This is a genomic window from Ningiella algicola (assembly GCF_028401415.2).
In the GTDB taxonomy this organism is placed as follows: domain Bacteria; phylum Pseudomonadota; class Gammaproteobacteria; order Enterobacterales; family Alteromonadaceae; genus Glaciecola.
Map to the genome: position 1 here is coordinate 4,213,464 of NZ_CP171821.2, position 17,641 is coordinate 4,231,104.

Annotated in this window: 10 protein-coding genes; 5 read left to right on the top strand and 5 right to left on the bottom strand. The window is 45.4% G+C overall.

Annotated elements, in window-relative coordinates; genetic code table 11:
* Positions 1–91 precede the first annotated feature (91 nt).
* The 3 genes from PN836_RS18330 to PN836_RS18340 form a co-directional block, all read right to left on the bottom strand.
* Positions 92–3,136, bottom strand: a complete 3,045-nt coding sequence (locus PN836_RS18330; RefSeq protein ID WP_415926377.1) for a TonB-dependent receptor — start codon at positions 3,134–3,136, stop codon at positions 92–94.
* Between the two features lie 333 nt (positions 3,137–3,469).
* Positions 3,470–5,422 carry an endo-1,4-beta-xylanase gene (locus PN836_RS18335; protein ID WP_395341111.1) on the bottom strand — a complete coding sequence of 651 codons (1,953 nt, stop codon included), beginning with the start codon at positions 5,420–5,422 and terminating at the stop codon, positions 3,470–3,472.
* 131 nt (positions 5,423–5,553) lie between these two features.
* Positions 5,554–6,321: a helix-turn-helix domain-containing protein gene (locus tag PN836_RS18340; protein ID WP_395341114.1), complete on the bottom strand. Its 768-nt coding sequence runs from the start codon at positions 6,319–6,321 to the stop codon at positions 5,554–5,556.
* A 192-nt stretch (positions 6,322–6,513) separates the two neighbouring features.
* On the opposite strand from PN836_RS18340, the gene PN836_RS18345 reads away from it, so the two are divergent.
* The 5 genes from PN836_RS18345 to PN836_RS18365 are packed head-to-tail and all read left to right on the top strand — an operon-like array spanning position 6,514 to position 13,303.
* Positions 6,514–7,569 carry a sugar phosphate isomerase/epimerase family protein gene (locus PN836_RS18345; RefSeq protein ID WP_395341117.1) on the top strand — a complete coding sequence of 352 codons (1,056 nt, stop codon included), beginning with the start codon at positions 6,514–6,516 and terminating at the stop codon, positions 7,567–7,569.
* 27 nt (positions 7,570–7,596) lie between these two features.
* Complete coding sequence (locus PN836_RS18350) at positions 7,597–8,838, top strand: MFS transporter (RefSeq protein ID WP_395341119.1); 1,242 nt, start codon at positions 7,597–7,599, stop codon at positions 8,836–8,838.
* A 13-nt stretch (positions 8,839–8,851) separates the two neighbouring features.
* Positions 8,852–9,466 (top strand): gluconate 2-dehydrogenase subunit 3 family protein, encoded by a 615-nt coding sequence (locus PN836_RS18355; protein ID WP_395341122.1) that lies wholly within the window; start codon positions 8,852–8,854, stop codon positions 9,464–9,466.
* Positions 9,467–9,483: 17 nt separating this feature from the next.
* A complete protein-coding gene (locus PN836_RS18360) occupies positions 9,484–11,217 on the top strand; it encodes a GMC oxidoreductase (protein ID WP_395341124.1) in 1,734 nt (577 codons plus the stop codon).
* A gap of 7 nt (positions 11,218–11,224) precedes the next feature.
* Positions 11,225–13,303, top strand: coding sequence for a glycoside hydrolase family 9 protein (locus tag PN836_RS18365; RefSeq protein WP_395341127.1), 2,079 nt, complete (start codon positions 11,225–11,227; stop codon positions 13,301–13,303).
* Positions 13,304–13,313: 10 nt separating this feature from the next.
* Here PN836_RS18365 and PN836_RS18370 read toward each other — a convergent pair whose 3' ends face one another.
* Together PN836_RS18370 and PN836_RS18375 are read right to left on the bottom strand one after the other, a co-directional pair.
* Positions 13,314–16,799 (bottom strand): hypothetical protein, encoded by a 3,486-nt coding sequence (locus PN836_RS18370; protein ID WP_415926378.1) that lies wholly within the window; start codon positions 16,797–16,799, stop codon positions 13,314–13,316.
* Positions 16,800–16,864: 65 nt separating this feature from the next.
* Positions 16,865–17,635 (bottom strand): 3-keto-disaccharide hydrolase, encoded by a 771-nt coding sequence (locus tag PN836_RS18375; RefSeq protein ID WP_395341133.1) that lies wholly within the window; start codon positions 17,633–17,635, stop codon positions 16,865–16,867.
* Positions 17,636–17,641 lie beyond the last annotated feature (6 nt).

Sequence of the window (17,641 nt, forward strand, 5' to 3'; positions counted from 1 at the left end):
TTATTATTATGGTCTAACGTAAGGTGTATTATATCTGACTTTGGATAAAAAAGGCCGCAAAATGCGGCCTTTGTTCTTGGTTTATGCCCGATTAGAACACGTAGCGCGCACCAATTTGGTAACGAGCGCCGAGGTCTGATAGGTTCCACAACTGTGCAACCGTACGACCGTGTGAACGAGCGTCTTCGCCAGTAATGTTAATACCTTCTAAGAATACCTGCAGATTTTCATTGACGTCATAACTTACGTTCAAATCGATTTGCGAGAATGCCTCAATATATGTAGGCGAGTTACCGCTACCGCGACTGGTTCCTGCTAGGAAGTCGTCACGCCAGTTGTAAGCAACACGCGCTGACCAACCGTCTTTCTCATAGAAAGCAATGAGGTTGGCTGAGTCACTCAAACCGGTCAATGCAAACTGCTGTTCCGATCTATCAGCAGCGTTGTCAAAGCCTACGTCACCTCGTACGATGGTGTAGTTTGCTTGAACACCGAAGCCAGTTTCACCAAAGAAGTGCTGACCACCAACTTCGAAACCGTGTATCGCAGCGTCTTCCGTGTTAGTTGGACGCGTGATAAGGAATTCGAATAATGGATCGTCTGCGTTTCCAAATACGTCGTAATCTGCCGCAATTTGCTCCCAAAATGCTGAGTCGTCGACATAGTCGCCCGCACCGTTAGGAAAATCTTGAGGATTATCAAGAATCGCAGTCATGGCAAATAGTCTTGTTTCGTTGACCTGCAAACCAAGGGCTTCAATTTCTGCTGCAGCCTGTAGAGCACGTGGTCCATTAGTTGGATCACGCAAGCCAAACTGAGGCTGGAGTACCTGCTCTGTACCGATGAAGTTACGAACACGCTTCTCAAAGAAACCTGCTGAAACGAAGCTACCTTCTCCGTAATAGTACTCTAAGCTTAAGTCAAAGTTATTTGACAACAATGGCACTAGTCCAGGGTTGGCTGCATTACCTTGTGCTTGACCACCCAGAAGCGTCGGGTTACCTGTTCTAAGGCTACTTACCGATGCTCGTAAGTCAGCATAACCTGCGCGGGCAATGGTCTGGCTAAACGAGAATCTTGCCTTGACGTCATCTCTCAACATAATGTCGAAATCTAGGCTGGGCAATACATGGTCATAATCTGTTTCTCCGCTAACCGGCGAAAGCGTTGGCTCTGGACCACCTGGAAGCTGTTCTAAGCGGGAAAAGTCATTGTTATCATCCCAACGAATGGCAACCGGAACCAACTGATTTGAGATAGATAGTACATCAGTCGACTCGTATCGAACGCCAGCAAGGAAATTAGCTTCCATTCCGGCAAGTTCGCCATTAAGCGCAACTTGGAAATACACCGCTTGTGTATCTTCTTCAACTAACTCATCAGTAAAATTACGGTCATATGCATACTCAATGTCATACAAATTGGCAAAATATTGTCCAAGTTCAATGGCACTGCCGCGGAAGCCCTCTGGTGTGATACCGCTGGTATCGAAGTCATCGAACTCATTGACAATACTAAAGTCTTCAATCAGGTCGGTTGGAACGTCCATTGGGAATTCAACACCCCAGTTACCGAGCACAGGCTGACGATACGATTCGAAGAACTTAGATTCCATTTTTCTAGTCTCGATACCGAAGTCAAATTTCCCATCGTCAAACTCATAGCTAAAATCAAGTTTGGCTTGGTCAACTTTTGCTGTTTGACGGACATAGAAGAAGCGCAAGTATTGCGATCCCAAATCACCCTTATCGTAGATACCATTGTTATTACCTTTACGAGAGTCGTCGTTAAAGGCTAATAGTTTAGGTAGTTCGTGACTAAAGTCATACTCTTGACGAAGTCCGGTAGGAGCCGCAATGTTAACGTTGATTGAGCTAGCGCCTGTGGTAGGTTCATCTGGCTTACTGTCCATAGTAGAACCATGATAATCGAATGAGACCTTCAGGTTGTCGGTGGCAAAGTACTCAATGTTTAAACCCGTGGAACTTAGGGTATTGGTTTGCTCAGAGTAGTTCTGCGCGAAGGCATTATCTTTTGTACCACCTACGTTCTCTGCAAACTGTGTGACAGTTGCAACAGGCGTAGAGGTGTCAAACGCAATTGACTCAAAGTTTCGATTTGACCAATAACCGCCCGCACCTGCAAACTCTTCTATATTGTTTTGCGCATACGTGTAGTCAGCAGTGAATCTGAGATCTTCGGTTGGCGCATACTGCAGTGTCAATTGAGCATTGGTTCTGGTCCGAGAAGTATCGGTGTAATCATAGCTAATGTTGTTCGGTAATGCGTATTGCTGTCCAATCGCAGGCGCATTGGTCACTTGGCTTCTGCGATATTCTGGGCTATCCGGACCATTTGGATTGGGGTTGATAGTGGTGTCGTAGAATGATTCGTCCCATCGAGCAATACGCCAGTCATTGACGCTAGCGCCAGTTGTTCCGCTATCTCGAACTTGGTAACTTGCTGATAAAGAAACACCAAATTTTTCGTCGTCATCTGCCCAACTAAACAATCCTGACAGCTCAGGTGTCACATCATCACCGATGCGGTTGGTAGTGTCGTGGACGGCTCGCGCTGATACCGTAGCGGTATTGCTTGAAGCATCAAGTGGGCGAGTGGTCTTCAAATTAATGGTTGCGCCAATGCCGCCTGTTGCAATATTAGCTTTAGAAGTTTTGTATACTTCTACACCGCTTACCCCTTCGGACGCAATGTTGGCGAAGTCGAATGCTCGGCTATTACCGCCCTGATTCTGACCAAAGGCGCTTGCCGCTGGCATCATTCGGCCATTGAGAGTGATCATGTTGAAGCTACCGCCGAAACCACGCACGGTGACTTCTGAACCCTCACCGTTGGTTCGCGAGATAGAAACACCCGTAATCCGTTGCAAAGACTCTGCAAGGTTAGTGTCAGGGAACTTACCAATGTCTTCTGCTGAAATAGCATCAACAACACCGATAGAATTTCGTTTAATAGATGCGGATTCACTTAAGCTCGAGCGTATACCTCGAACCTCAATGACTTCGGCTTCGTCTTCAGATGCATCTTGCGCTAGCGCAGGAGCAGCGACTGTCCCAAGAAGGGACGAGATGCTCAACGCTAACAAACTGCGATTAAATGTATTTTTGTTCTTCATTATTGTGCCCTTTAATAAAATCCAAACTACGTGTGTGCCAACTTCGTTTTATTATAATGTCGTAAACATTGCAACTGTTTAGCAACATACTATTAACAAGCATTGTATAGTCTACTTGTTTAAAATTCTAGACTATTATGTTTTTTGATAAACTATTTATCATTTCTACCACTGAAAATACGCAAAAAGCTAATTCATTAATCCAAACACTCCTGAATTAATTGCACTTTTTTTCTTCAGTGAATTTTAAGTACTGGCCTCCCTACAAACTGTTTAAGAAATTTAGTAATTAACTACTACGCGTTTTTATTCTTTAACTTTGTATATTAAGTGTTAATTAAGCGTCAAAGTAAAGCTTTGTCCATCATTTGAATTAAGCTCTATTTCAAAGCGCTGAACCTGACCACCGACGCTTACTGATACCTCGTAAGTACCTAGAAAGCCGCGTTCAGAAAACTGCCCTTGACCGTTAGTCCGTCCGCTAAAGTCATTCCAAAACGTTTCATTAACGGTTTCGAACCATGCTTGCTGATTAGGTTTCGCTTGCCAGTCTTGGGTGTACATTGCTGCATTTGGTCGCCAATGAGCGCCTTCCCAAAAGCCCCATTTTTGCACCCCCACGGTTGCAGGATGACTGAAAAATATGGTTAGGAAGTCACGGGTATAGTCTGCCTGCATGTCTTCATCAAAGGTATCGATATCAAATTCAGTAGAACGAATTGCCAGCTCAGGAAATGCACTGTGATAACGTTCAATGATGTCATAGACGCGTGCAATGGGTGTAGGCGTGGTGCTGAAGTGGCTTTGAATACCTATTCCCGTGATAGGCGCACCATTGGCCACCAAAAAATCAATCGTATTAAAGTAGTGGTCTTGATGCGCCTGATTTGTTCCGCCACCAGAGACAATTGAATAATCGTTTATATATAAAGGAATATTCGGATTTTCTTCTGCGGCCTGAACAAACCAATCAATCATAACATTGTCGCCAAAGGCATCCATTAAATAGAAGTTATCAAATGGCTCATTCAGCACATCCCACTCGTCAACAAGTTCTTGAGTTTTCTGACTCATATCCAAGATGTGTTTTTGTACTTCATTTAATACTTGTGGGTCCGCGGCACTTGGATTACCTTCTGGCAAAAATTGCTGCACAAAATCGGGTAAGTTGCGCTTAGACGGCCATACCATGACGTGTCCACGCGCGTACAAATCTTGCTCGTCAAGCCATTCGAGCGCAGAAATTGCATTCTCTTGGCTAAATACATCCCCCCATTCTCCAGACCATGCACCCCACTTTAAAGCGTTCTCAAGGCCGCTTTGATTGAAGTTTTCCAGCAGCTTTTCACGATACATTTGACTGTCTGGATCATCGAATACTAAATGCCGGGCAGCTGCCACCGAGCCAAAATGGTAGGCATGCTTTGTAAAGTTCACGTCGATAGCCGCGTCACTTACTGCTTCTCCTTGAGCGTTTTGAATGAGCAGCGTGAAATCGACTTTGCGGTGCTCTTCAATTCTCTGAGCGGCTTCGGCGCGCCATGCTGCGTCAGCCTCGCGACCTAAGTATGTGGGACGCGTTTCGGGCAAGTCTTCTAAGCTTAGATTGTTTGAGTAATTTAACAGCGTTATATTAGCAAGCTGCACAGTTTGAGATTTTGAACCATTCCCAAAACCGAATTTGAGTTGTATTTGATTGGGGTCGAAGGCGTCAGTGATTACCATTGGTAAATAATATTCTACCCAATCCCCCGAGCTAGAGAGCTGGCGAAACAAATATTTGGTAAACTCAGGCGCAGGCGACTCAACAAAGGCGGTGACAAAACCGGTGCCAGTTTCGTCGCTTGATTCAAGCATTTTGAAGTACAAGTGTAAAAGCACGACATCGCCTGATGACACGCTCTGGCTAATATCAAAATTAATCTGTCCGTTCCAGAAGCGACCATCAGGCTGGTTCACGTTGATTTCAATTGCTTGAGAAAAACTTGGATGGTCAACGCTGACCGTTTTCGCATCACCCACCGGTCCGTTGTTATCGCCTTGAAAGATATTGAAATTAGATTCAGGGTTGTCTGTAATTAATGATATCCCACCGTTTGGAATATTCGGATTTTCAGGCGGTGTAGGCGCCGGTGGAGGTGTTGGCGTTGGCGTTGGCGCTGGAGTAGGGGGCACTGACGGAGGGTTCGGTGTGCTTGAAGTGCCTCCACCACCGCCACATGCGCTTAACACAAGCGCCGTTAAGCATATAGCCAACAACGTGGCACGAGACGAAAACGCTAACATTATGTATCCAGAAATTTACAATAAATTTACATAAAGCATACCTCTGCCCAATCAGCGTTCGTTATGCTGAATTCGGATAAAAATACAACAATTTCAGCGTTAGCGTTTTTCATGCGCATACTATTGCAGCGCTATTCAAGCTCTTTTTGGCTGTTAGATTCTAATATTTGTTTTCGAAGCTGAGAGGGTAATGTGCCAAACAAAGCTTTGAATTGCTTACTAAAATAGCTATGTTCTGAAAACCCACATTGATAGGCAATCTCCATAATGGGCTGCTGTGTTTCAATCAACAGGCGCCTAGCATTTTCTAGACGAATTTCATTTAAGAATTGTTTTGGCGTTTTCGATAAGTATTTTTTAAATCGGCGCTCCAGTGCGCTTACCGACAAAAATGCCAGTTTTGCCAATTCTTCAATACTGATGTCTTGATGATAGTTTTGACGAATGTATTCAACAGGCGCTTTAATCGCACTGATTGTAGACAATTCATGTGAAGAGCGTTCAAGATGATGGGTAAAACCGTATGATCCGATGATATTCCCTTGTCGGTTGGTAAGAGGACGTTTAGTCGTTGAAAACCACGCAAACTCTCCATTAGGCCTTAAATTTAGTTCAATTCTATTAGTCACCAATTCGCCAGCCATCACCTTTCTGTCATCCATAATGAATTGTTTGGCAATGTGAGGTGGCGACAAACTGTCGTCTGCTTTGCCAATGATTTTTGAGATAGATTTAAATCCGTAAGTATCAAGCATGGCCTGATTCGCATAGATAATTTGACTATTTTCGTTTTTAATCCAAAAAAGCGTGTCAGGTAATAAATCGAACATATGTACGATTTGTTGTATTCCAATTTCATCCAAAAAATCAATATCAATGGGTTGTTGCAGTGAATTCATGGTGTCGCCCGCAGTTCGCTTTGTAAGACGCGTTTAGTATAAAGCCGATTATGTTGCATGCACAACCGAATTTCTATTAACCCTTGTTAAAAAAGAAGGATAGAGTTTATAACAAATAATTTACATCCTGATTATTGTGCTATTTTATGGATATAAATTCTTAGCTAACAACCCTTGTTTTAAGGAAACCAGATGAAACAAATAAAAGGTCCAGGTATATTTCTCGCGCAATTCGCCTCGGATGAAGCGCCTTTTAATGATTTAAATAGTATTTGTGAGTGGGCATCAAGCATTGGCTTTAAAGGCATACAGATGCCCTCATGGGACAAGCGTTTGTTCAATCTTGAGTTGGCGGCTGAGAGTCAGGATTATTGCCAAGAAGTAACGGGCACGCTTGCAAATCACGGTTTAGAGCTTACTGAGCTTTCAACGCATTTGCAGGGCCAACTCGTTGCCTCACATCCCGCTTACGATACTATGTTTGACGGCTTTGCCGACGAGTCGGTTAGAAATAATCCTGAAGCACGAACCGAATGGGCAATCAACCAGATGCACCTTGCTGCAAAAGCGAGTGGTAACTTCGGTCTTAAATCGCATGCTAGTTTTTCTGGTGCCTTGCTATGGCAAACCTTTTATCCTTGGCCACAACGCCCAGCGGGCTTAGTAGAGGCGGGCTTTAACGAGTTGGCAAAAAGATGGACGCCAATTTTGAACAGCTTTGACGAGAACGGCTGTGATGTATGTTACGAGCTGCACCCTGGCGAAGACTTACACGATGGCATCACCTTTGAGATGTTTTTGAAAGAGGTGAACAATCACCCTCGTGCCAACATTCTTTACGATCCTAGTCACTTTATTCTACAGCAGTTAGATTACCTTGCTTTTATCGATATTTATCACGAGCGAATTAAAGCCTTTCACGTCAAAGACGCTGAATTTAGACCCTCGGGTAAAATGGGTGTTTATGGTGGCTATCAGCCTTGGATAAATCGCCCCGGCCGCTTCCGTTCGCTAGGCGATGGTCAAATTGATTTTAAAGACATCTTTTCAAAAATGACTGCTAACGATTTTGATGGCTGGGCAGTCATGGAGTGGGAGTGCTGTATGAAGCATCCCGAGGACGGTGCTCGCGAGGGCGCAAAATTTATCAGCGATCATTTAATTCGTCCAACAGACAAAGCCTTTGATGATTTTGCAGGCTCTGGTGCTGACGATGAGCTAAATCGCTCAATTCTTGGTCTGAAGTAAGCTTGGTTTTACATAAGGAATTCAACAATGACAATAAGTGATCATTTAACAGAAGCGCAAAAGTCGCGCCTGTTTATATTAAGCTGTATCGCGCTAACCGTGACTGCAATGACCTTTGGTATTAGAGCGGGTATTTTAAACCAGTTGGGGGTGGATTTTGAATTAAGCAACGAACAACTTGGTTACATTACCGCTATGGCGTTTTGGGGTTTTCCATTAGCCACTATTTTTGGCGGATTGCTTTACAACGCTATTGGCGCACGCACCTTGATTATGCTTGCGTGTGTATGTCACGTTGCCGGTTTGGTGCTAACCATCCTGGCAGACAGTTTTTGGGGGTTAATGCTTTCCTCTTTGTTAGTTGGCTTTGCTAACGGCTCAGTCGAAGCTGGATGTAACCCGGTTATTTCAGAGTGTTATGACAAAAATAAAACCACCATGCTCAACAAATTCCACGTCTGGTTCCCAGGTGGCATTGTTATCGGGGCCTTGATTTCATTTGCAATGTCAAATGCTGGTATTGGTTGGCAGTTGCAGATTGCGGTCATGCTGGTGCCTACTGCTATCTATGGATTCATGTTGCTTGGTGCAGTGTTTCCAAAGCACGATGCCGCAGTGGTGTCTACGTCAAATAACTTCAAATCAATGTTTACGCCAGTCTTCTTATTCTTATTTGTTTGCATGACAGTCACTGCGCAAACGGAGCTCGGTACAACGCAATGGGCTGATAAAATCTTGGCAGGTAGTGGTGTGCACCCAATGGTAACCCTTGCCATGATCTTTGGCATCATGGCAATAGGGCGTTATTTTGCGGGTCCGCTTGTGCACAAGTTTAATCCTACAGGTGTGTTGCTGTATTCAGCTATTGTATCAACTATTGGTCTTTTCATGTTGTCACAATTCAGTGGTCCGCTCGCTATCGTGGCGGCCATCGTTTTTGCGCTTGGCGTAACTTATTTCTGGCCAACAATGATAGGTTGTGTTGCTGAATATTTACCACAAACGGGCGCGCTTGGTATGTCTATTGTTGGTGGCGCAGGCATGGCTTCAGTTGCGGTTTGGAGCCCAATTGTTGGAAGCTGGGTGGATAATGCCCAAGCGCAAGCAGCGGCTTCAGGCGCAAGTCCCGATGAAATTGCCGCAGTGGCAGGCCCTGCAGTGCTTGAGAACTTAAGCTTATTCCCTATGGTCTTAATTGTCGCCTTCGCCGGTTTCTACTTCTTTATGAGAAAGCGTGCAGCGGCAGCTGCCAGTGCGAATGCAGCCTAATTGGGAAACTTACATGAAAAAAGAAGATAGAGAAATGAGGTTTAATCGCAGGCAGTTTTTGCAGACACTTTCTCAGGCCGTGGGTTACACCGCGGCCGCTTCTGTGTTGGCTGGCTCCGGTATGTCAGTTGCGCTCGCTTACACGCCAAAACCTGACAGTGCAAGCCGGCCAGGCCTCTTGTTCACGCAGGCACAGATGCAAACCCTAAGAGATATATGCGATACGGTGCTGCCAGCAACAGATACTAAGAGCGCAGCGGAAGTGGATTGTCACGGATTCGTGGATCATCAGCTGGTGCAGTGTCACGACGAATGGTCGCAGCAAGCTTGTATTTCAGCTGTGGAGCTGGTCGAGCGAAATTCGCAAAAAGCGTTTTCAAAGGGTTTTACAGCGCTAAGTTCTGGTGAAAGAACACAAGTCCTTCGAGATATAGAAGCACTCAAGAGCGCTTCAAGTGATGAAAAAAGTCAGTTTAAACACCTTAAAGTGCTAATCGTTTTTGGTTACTTCACTACAGAGGAAGGCGTAACTAAAGCACTGAGCTTTCAGCCTTTTCCAGGCGGTTACAAAGGCTCCATCCCCGTAACGGAAGACACCAAGGTTTGGGGTTCTCTGAATTACTACTAACTGAGTAGATAGATTTTATGAAAGAAGAGTTATATATCAACGAAAGCCGCGAAGAGTTTGATGTCGTGGTGGTTGGGTCAGGTGTTACCGGTGGCTGGGCGGCAAAAGAGTTTACTGAGCGCGGCTATAAAGTGCTTATGATAGAGCGTGGCCGAGTGGTTGAACACCGAAAAGACTACCCGACCGAGTCTAAGCCAGTTTGGACCTTCGAAAATCGAACCAAGGTTAATAACCTGCTGACTGAACAGCAGTATAAAATTCAGTCAACGTGTTATGCCTGGAATGATGCAACAAAACACTTTTTTGGTAATGATCGTGATTTGCCTTACAGCACCGAAGAAGGTACGGACTTTTGGTGGATTAGAGGTAATCAGCTTGGTGGTAAATCATTAACGTGGCACCGTCAGTCTTATCGTATGAGCCCTTACGATTTTGAAGCGAATATTAAAGACGGACATGGAAACGACTGGCCGATTCGATATAAAGATCTTGAGCCATGGTATGCTTATGTCGAAAAATGGATTGGTCTTTCCGGCAATAAAGATAATTTACCGCAATTACCAGACAGTGAGTATTTGCCGCCCTTTGAGATGAATTCACCTGAAATTGCTGCGAAGCAAAGAATGGCCGAAGCATTTCCTGACCGCCCCATGATTATTGGGCGTGCTGCGCATCTTTCCAAACCCTCAAAAATTCACATTGAGCAGGGTCGAATGCAATGTCAAGCAAGGGATGAGTGCCAAAAAGGCTGTTCTTTAGGTGCGTACTTCTCAACGCAAAGCTCTACTTTGCCTGCGGCGGTAAAAACCGGCAACTTGCATATTGCGCCTAACAGCGTGGTTCATAGCCTTATTTACGACGAGTCTCGCAACCGAGTGCGCGGTGTAAAAGTGATTGATGATGCAACGCTAAATACTCGCGAGTATTTTGGTAAAGTTGTATTTTTGTGTGCATCAACACTTGGGTCTACACAAGTATTGCTAAATAGTAAGAGCAAATCTCGTCCTAATGGTATTGCAAATACGTCAGGCGTGACGGGCCATTATTTAATGGATCATAACTACAACGCGCGCGCCAACGGCACCTTGCCAGGGTGGGAAGACGAGTATTACTCAGGGCGACGTCCCACTGGTATGTACATTCCCAATTTCCAATACACGCCTGAAAAGTATAAAAAGCACTATGTTCGAGGTTACGCTTTGGGCGGTGATGCTATGCGTGGTAACCATATGGGCGCTGCTCATGGTGACGGAATTGGTGCTGATTTTAAACAATCGCTCGGTAAACCGGGTCCGTGGCAGTTCGGAGTATATGCTCAGGGCGAAACCTTGCCTGACTTTGACAATCAAGTATCTCTGCATCCGACCAAAACAGACAAGTGGGGAATACCGCAGCTACATTTCAACACGCGTTGGTCAGACAACGAAAAAGCGATGATGGATGATTGTGCGATGGAATCCGAGGCCATGCTCAAAGCTATGGGATGTGAAGATGTTTCGTCACAGGTTTCATATGAGCATAAACCTATGGGCTCAGCGATCCACGAACTTGGTACCGCAAGAATGGGTAAAGACCCTAAAGAATCAGTATTGAATGGCTATTGTCAAAGCCATGATATTCCTAATTTGTTTGTTACTGATGGTTCAGGCTATTGCTCGTCGGCAACGGTTAATCCCTCACTTACTTTCATGGCAATGACGGTGAGAGCAGTCGATTATTGTGCTAAAGAGATGAAGCAAAGAAGGATCTAATACAAACATGTTGAACAATGTCACTAGCAAATGCTATCAGTCCGCTATCGACATTCACGCTAGCATTAAAACCAGAAAGCATCGCTTTCTGGTTTTTTTTATGGCGCGAAGTTATAGCGTTCCCGCGCTCTGGATGACGATTTTCATGATAGTTCATGGTAATGCCTACACACAGATAAAGCTATCTGAGCCTATTTTCTCCGCTAAATCTACTATTGCGAATTATGCTGAGGCTGGGCCCGCCATCGTGGTCGATCAGTTTGGATATTTGCCACAAGCGAGAAAGATTGCAGTTTTAAGAAACCCTAAACAAGGCTTTGATGCATCTCTTAACCATGAATTTAGTCCGACAATAGAACTGCGTAAGTATCCCTCAAATGAAGTAGTCATGACCATAACTCTTCAAATTTGGAACAAGGGAAAAGTGGATAGCAGCTCCGGTGACATGGCGTACCATGCAGACTTTTCGACGTTGCGCGAGGTGGGTAAGTACTATCTCGTTGACCCAAAGTACAAGCATCAATCCTATGTATTTAGGGTAGGCGCAGACGTTTACAAGACAGTCCTTAAAGATGCTTTCAGGGTGTTTTACTACCAACGCGCAGGATTTGCAAAGCGGCCTCCATTTGCAGATAAGAAATGGCAAGATGCGGCGAGTCACCCACAAGATAAGAAGGCGCGCCTATATAGCCAAATGCAAAGTGACACTACGGAGCGTGACCTCAGTGGCGGATGGTATGATGCGGGCGATTACAATAAATATACAAACTGGACAGCGGATTACGTCATTGGGCTACTGAGTGCTTTTGAGGAAAACAAAGCTGCTTGGACAGATGATTTTAATATTCCCGAATCTGGAAACGGGATCCCCGATATTATTGATGAAACCTTATATGGGATTGCATGGTTAAGGCGTATGCAAAATGAAGATGGCTCATTACTGTCCATTGTTGGCTTAGACGAAGCCAGCCCACCCTCAGACGCGAGGGGTATGAGTCTTTATGGCAATGCAAATACCTCAGCGACACTAACGACTGCGGCTGCTTTTGCATATGCTAGCGTCGTATTTAGTGAACTTGCAGACTCTCTAGATGGCGAACAGGCCGTAAGTCTTAAAAACAGCTCAAGTGATTTATCAAAAAGGGCACTATCGGCATGGGGCTGGGCTCAGGCTAACCCCGATGTGATTTTTAAAAACAATGATGAAGCTTCTGGTACCAAAGGCTTAGGCGCAGGGCAACAAGAAGTCAGCGATGACCGTCGAATGCGCAAAACCATGAGCGCGGCCATTTATCTATATGCCTTAACGCAAGACAAGGCACTGCACTCAGTTGTGGACGATATCTATCCTGAATTTGCAGAGCTGGGTAAGCACCGGGCCGTTAATGCCTTCAGGGCAGAAGAAGTGCGTGATCTATTGTATTTTTCTGAGATACCTAGCGTAAGAAAAACACTGCGACAGCGAATTCGATCGGACTTTGTTCATGGTATGAAAAACGGCCCGCACAATATCGCCGCGCAAGTAGATATAAGAGACCCGTATCTTGCGCATCTGCAGACTTACACTTGGGGAAGCAATGCGATTAAGGCTAATCAAGGCAGCTTGTTTTATGAATTCGCCTTGCGGGGACTGAGGCATGATACTGAGCTTGATGAGGCGCAAGCTGCTTTAAATTACCTGAACTACATACACGGCGTTAATCCTTTGGGCAAGGTGTATTTATCAAACATGTATCACGCAGGCGCCGAGAATTCAGTGAACGAGTTTTATCATGCTTGGTTTGTCGACGGCTCTAGTCGGTGGGAACATGCTTTGGAATCTCAAGCTGGGCCTGCCCCGGGGTTTTTGGTGGGTGGCCCCAATCCGCGCTATTTCTGGGATGACTGTTGTCCTTCAATGTGCGGAAGCGACGAGAACAATGAGCTTTGTGGTGCACAGGTCTTGAGTCCTCCTGCTAATTCGCCGCCGCAAAAATCGTATATGGACTTCAACACAAGTTGGCCAATCAATTCTTGGGAAGTGACCGAGAACAGTAATAAGTATCAAACCAACTACTTACGATTATTATCTAAGTTTGTTAACTAGAACGTATTGCTCAATCATTCTCTCGAAAGGCGTGAGCAGAATAGAAGGCATGCAAATCAGCTTGCTTGCCATGTTCAGCAATGCTCCCATGTTCAAGGTTAATGTGGAATACGCGTCCCGTTTGCTGCTCGTGCACTTTCGGAATGCTTGCTTGTTCTAAGCTAATATTCACTACGGTGTTATCATTGCCAAGAACAATGCTTTTAATTGCATCATTTTTAGCGCCCATTTCTTCCGAGCCATATGCAGGAGCGTCTCTGTAAGTCCATGAATTTATGGATACTGATTGTTTCAGTGTTGCAATATCAGCAGCTAATTCTGGTGGCAGCGCTTTGGTTAAATATACCTTAAAGCCATCTTCGGTGATGCGCACGTTTTTAATGTGTAAATCAACCGTTGTCCCATCATATGAAATCCGCTGAAGTGCTGCAGGATTCCCACCTTTTGCCTGCCATCCACGCCCCGTTTGGCCAAGCAGCAGGCTATTGTCTGGCAAAAATACCGGGCGCATTACACCAGACTCCATACCGCTTGCGAAGGGGATCATGACTCCCTGCCATTGACCGTTTACCTTTTCAAATACGGTGCGCGTCAAGTTCGACTGAGTTTGGTCGCCAATGATCATCTGGCCTGCGAAGGGGCCGAAAGCACCCCCAGTGGTATCCCAAACGGGATTACCTAAGGAATTAGCCACTTTGCCATGCGCCACTACAACAGCCGCCTTTTCTTTGCGAGGGATTACCGCTTCCCAACTGACTTCGTGCGAATCAGGTGTCATATTGGGTTCATCAATTAGGCCCGCGGGATGACCGTAGAACTTTCCATCTTCTAACATGAAAATTTTAGAGCTACCGACAAAATCGCCTTGATTATCGGCATACCAGACTTGTCCGCTTGGATCCGCACCTAAGCCAGCAGGGCTGCGAAGGCCATTTGCAAAGTACTCATATTTGCCCTCTGGTGAGATACGTACTGCCCAACCTACATAGCCGCCATGGCTGCCCATGACATTTCCACCGGCGTTGTAGATAGCACTTTTTCCATCAGCTAGATTTAGCGTAAGCACATAATTACCCTGGACATCCCGCGTTGGGCCGTGCACATAGGTATGATAATTAGCTGCGTTGGTGAATGAATCAAATAAGGTTTCGAATTGATCGGCTATGCCATCGCCATTTATATCCTTTATGCGCGTAAGTTCAGCCTTATTTCCAACGACCGCCACAGAGCCATCGTCTGACTCGCTAAGCATACCTAGGCTGTCAAAAATGCCTTCTGCAAAAAGTTGCCACTTATCGTCTTTTAATCGCCAAACACCAGCCGTTCGCGTTGAAACAAGTACTTGACCGTCTTTAGTCGTATCTATGCCCATTGCTTCGAATAATTGTTGACGCCCAGCGTTGTCTTTAGGTGCATACCAGTTTTCGATAGCGTAGCCATTGGGCAAGTTGGCAGTTGCTTGCTCAGATTCAAATGTTTGATTTTCGTAATCAAAGCGCTTGTCTGGTGCAAGCCATGGCGTTTCTGCAACCGTGATACTTGCCGTCAGAATAGCCTGTCGATTGAGGCCTTTGCTCAATACAATATGATTAGCATCTAAGCTTGCACCTTCAAGCTTGATATTCTTTAACAGATCTTGGTTAATCGCGAAGCGCTGTTCATCATTAATTTGTCCTTCGAGAATAATCGTGACATCACCGTTTTGCGTAAATTCATGGGTAATGGCAATATCGTTTCCGCTGATGTTATAAAAGAAGGTCACAGGCGCAAGAGGCTTAGTTGAGTCTCTGAAGTAGCCTTTAAACCTTGCGTCTTGTTCATTAGCGCGTTGCTCAAAACTTTTCTCGGAATAAGCGCTTTGTTTTACGGTCTCAATATCGTCAAATACTGGAGACTTAAACGAGAAATCGATTAATTTACCTGCGGCATTAAGCGGGCGAATGAGGCCTGAGAAACTGCCCAAATTAGTCTCAATGGCTTGATAACCTATGTCAAATGCCTTACCACCACGGCCACTTAATTCGCCAGAAGTTTCTAAAAATCCGCCTTTCCATATCTTTGCTATTGATAAACTGCGGGGGTCAAAGCTGTAATGTAAGCCGTTTGGGTGTCCGACATTAATCGCCCTGCCGCTGACCTCAGGCAATGGACCGCGCTGAATGCGAATTCTGTCTTGCACTAAAAACTGCATCGGATCTGTCATTGGATCATATTCTTGAGGGCCTTCTGCCGACTCTAGCTGAACCACAGTTCCTTGATTCCACAAATCATTGCGCGCCAACAAAAAAGAGTAGATGGCGCTAATGTCTTTATCGGGGATCACCTGCGTGGTGTATCGAGGCATGATGGGGAGATAGGCCTCCCCTGCCTTTGCGCCGGATTCGACCAGCGCAAGCTCTGCCTCTGCGTTTCGGATGCTCCGCTTTAAATAATTGAGATCTGCTCGCACTTCGTATTCATGTTTTTCTTGATTCTGCACGCCACGCTTTCGTGGGTCGCGAGTAAACAATCCATACAGATTAGGCCCTGTTTTTACAGAGGGGTCATCTGCTTTAACGGAATGGCATTCGGCGCATCCGTAGTTTTTAAAGGCGCTTTTCCCTACTTCAACGAAGTTGATAAGTTCTTCAGCATTCGTGGCTTCGCCACTGTTTTCCGGTAGCACGATATTGGAAAAGTCAGCTCTTGATACCAGTACATTGCGAACGGCGCTTTGTCCTGAAATTGCATCGAACACCAATGGGCCATTGAGCTCTTCCCAATGAAAGGTAGCGTTACGAGCTGGGGACTCTGCAATCACATTTTCTTGTACAAGCTCACCGTTTATTTTCACTGAGATTATGAAGGCGTTTTCGACTTTGTTGTGCCCTTCATCGTGTCGAGGTGCTCTAAATTGTGCTTCAAAGTGATGCCATTGATAGGGGGCTAGTTCCAGCGCTTGTAGCGGTAAGCTGCCCCCCCATTGGCGCCTGGAGTTGTCTTTGTTCCATTCATCCCAAAATTGGCCTACTGCGCCAGGAGAATCAAAACTCGCCTTATTGCCTGAGCCTTTTGAAAGACGCACCGGATATCGCCCCATCAGCAGCGCATCGCTCATGCCGTCGCTCGAGAGCATAAATTCAAAGCTGACAATTTTGTCGCTGAAATAGGGAGCCGACATAATATGCGAGCTTGTGTCTTCAAAGTCTGTATTGACATCTTTCGGCGTCAGGATGATGTGGCCGCTTCCAAGCTCGCCGATTGAAAACTCAGTTCCTTCAACAGTCAGGGCATCGGATACCTGCCAATGCGGTGCATCTTTGAAAAAATCCTGATTAAATACTAATTTTTCTGATGATTCCTGAGAGTCATTCACACTCATAGTAGCCTGCACGCTAAATAAGCAACTTGCGCACAATGTTAGTAGCATCATACGAGCAGAAGGTTTTATTTGTAGATTTGAGTAAAGAATGGCTGGACGCATTTTTTTTGCGCTTTTTGTTGCACGATTAAGCATGTAATTCTTCCTTTTGCCTGGACGCAGATGTGGACGCTTCTCAAAATATGTGGCGTCAACAGACCTTAAATTTCGCGTATCCAAATGTTTCTAAAACTGTTTGCACTGCCGTGATCTTGCAATTTGATGGGTAAACATTCATGTGCATAGTACTTTGGTTCACCAATCCATTCGGTTTGTCCTTTAAGCTCAACATTGTTGTGAACTAGGACGCCGTTGTGCAACAGTGTGAGCCTTGCCGGGCTTGTTAATTCGGAACCAGTAAAACGCGGCGCGGTGTAAATGATATCGTATGTCTGCCACTCCTCTGCGGGGCGGGACGCATCGACTAAGGGAATAAACTGCTTGTAAATTGACGCCGCCTGACCATTGGGATAGGTTGAGTTTTGATATGTATCGAGCACCTGAATTTCATAGCGGCTTTGCAAAAAAATCCCGCTGTTTCCTTTGTTCTGTCCCGTTTTGTCGTCTTCTCGCGTGGTGCGCCACTCTATATGCATTTGTACGTCACAAAAAGACTGCTTGCTGACGATGTCGCCGCTTCCAGCTCTAACCGTCATTGCATATGGTGAATGATCCCAAGGTGCATCTGAGCCGTCTATCGCTTCCCAGCTATCAATGCCGTTTCCATCAAACAAAATAATGGCGTCTGACGGTGGCTGATTAGGCATGGCCTCAACTTTTGGTGGCACCGGTTTCCAAACTTCGGTCTTTTTCGACTCTTCATATCGTTGAGCTTCTGTTAACTGCGCAGAAGCATTGATGCTGATGCAAAACGCTATTGCCATAAGCAAGGGAATTTTAAGTTGGCTCAATTTAATCGCGATCGTTTTCATCTTTCA

What these genes read in the sequence shown, in the direction of transcription:
- PN836_RS18330 (WP_415926377.1), bottom strand. Translation starts at nt 3,136, where the DNA reads ATGAAGAACAAAAATACATTTAATCGCAGTTTGTTAGCGTTGAGCATC.
- PN836_RS18335 (WP_395341111.1), bottom strand. Translation starts at nt 5,422, where the DNA reads ATGTTAGCGTTTTCGTCTCGTGCCACGTTGTTGGCTATATGCTTAACG.
- PN836_RS18340 (WP_395341114.1), bottom strand. Translation starts at nt 6,321, where the DNA reads ATGAATTCACTGCAACAACCCATTGATATTGATTTTTTGGATGAAATT.
- PN836_RS18345 (WP_395341117.1), top strand. Translation starts at nt 6,514, where the DNA reads ATGAAACAAATAAAAGGTCCAGGTATATTTCTCGCGCAATTCGCCTCG.
- PN836_RS18350 (WP_395341119.1), top strand. Translation starts at nt 7,597, where the DNA reads ATGACAATAAGTGATCATTTAACAGAAGCGCAAAAGTCGCGCCTGTTT.
- PN836_RS18355 (WP_395341122.1), top strand. Translation starts at nt 8,852, where the DNA reads ATGAAAAAAGAAGATAGAGAAATGAGGTTTAATCGCAGGCAGTTTTTG.
- PN836_RS18360 (WP_395341124.1), top strand. Translation starts at nt 9,484, where the DNA reads ATGAAAGAAGAGTTATATATCAACGAAAGCCGCGAAGAGTTTGATGTC.
- PN836_RS18365 (WP_395341127.1), top strand. Translation starts at nt 11,225, where the DNA reads ATGTTGAACAATGTCACTAGCAAATGCTATCAGTCCGCTATCGACATT.
- PN836_RS18370 (WP_415926378.1), bottom strand. Translation starts at nt 16,799, where the DNA reads ATGCTTAATCGTGCAACAAAAAGCGCAAAAAAAATGCGTCCAGCCATT.
- PN836_RS18375 (WP_395341133.1), bottom strand. Translation starts at nt 17,635, where the DNA reads ATGAAAACGATCGCGATTAAATTGAGCCAACTTAAAATTCCCTTGCTT.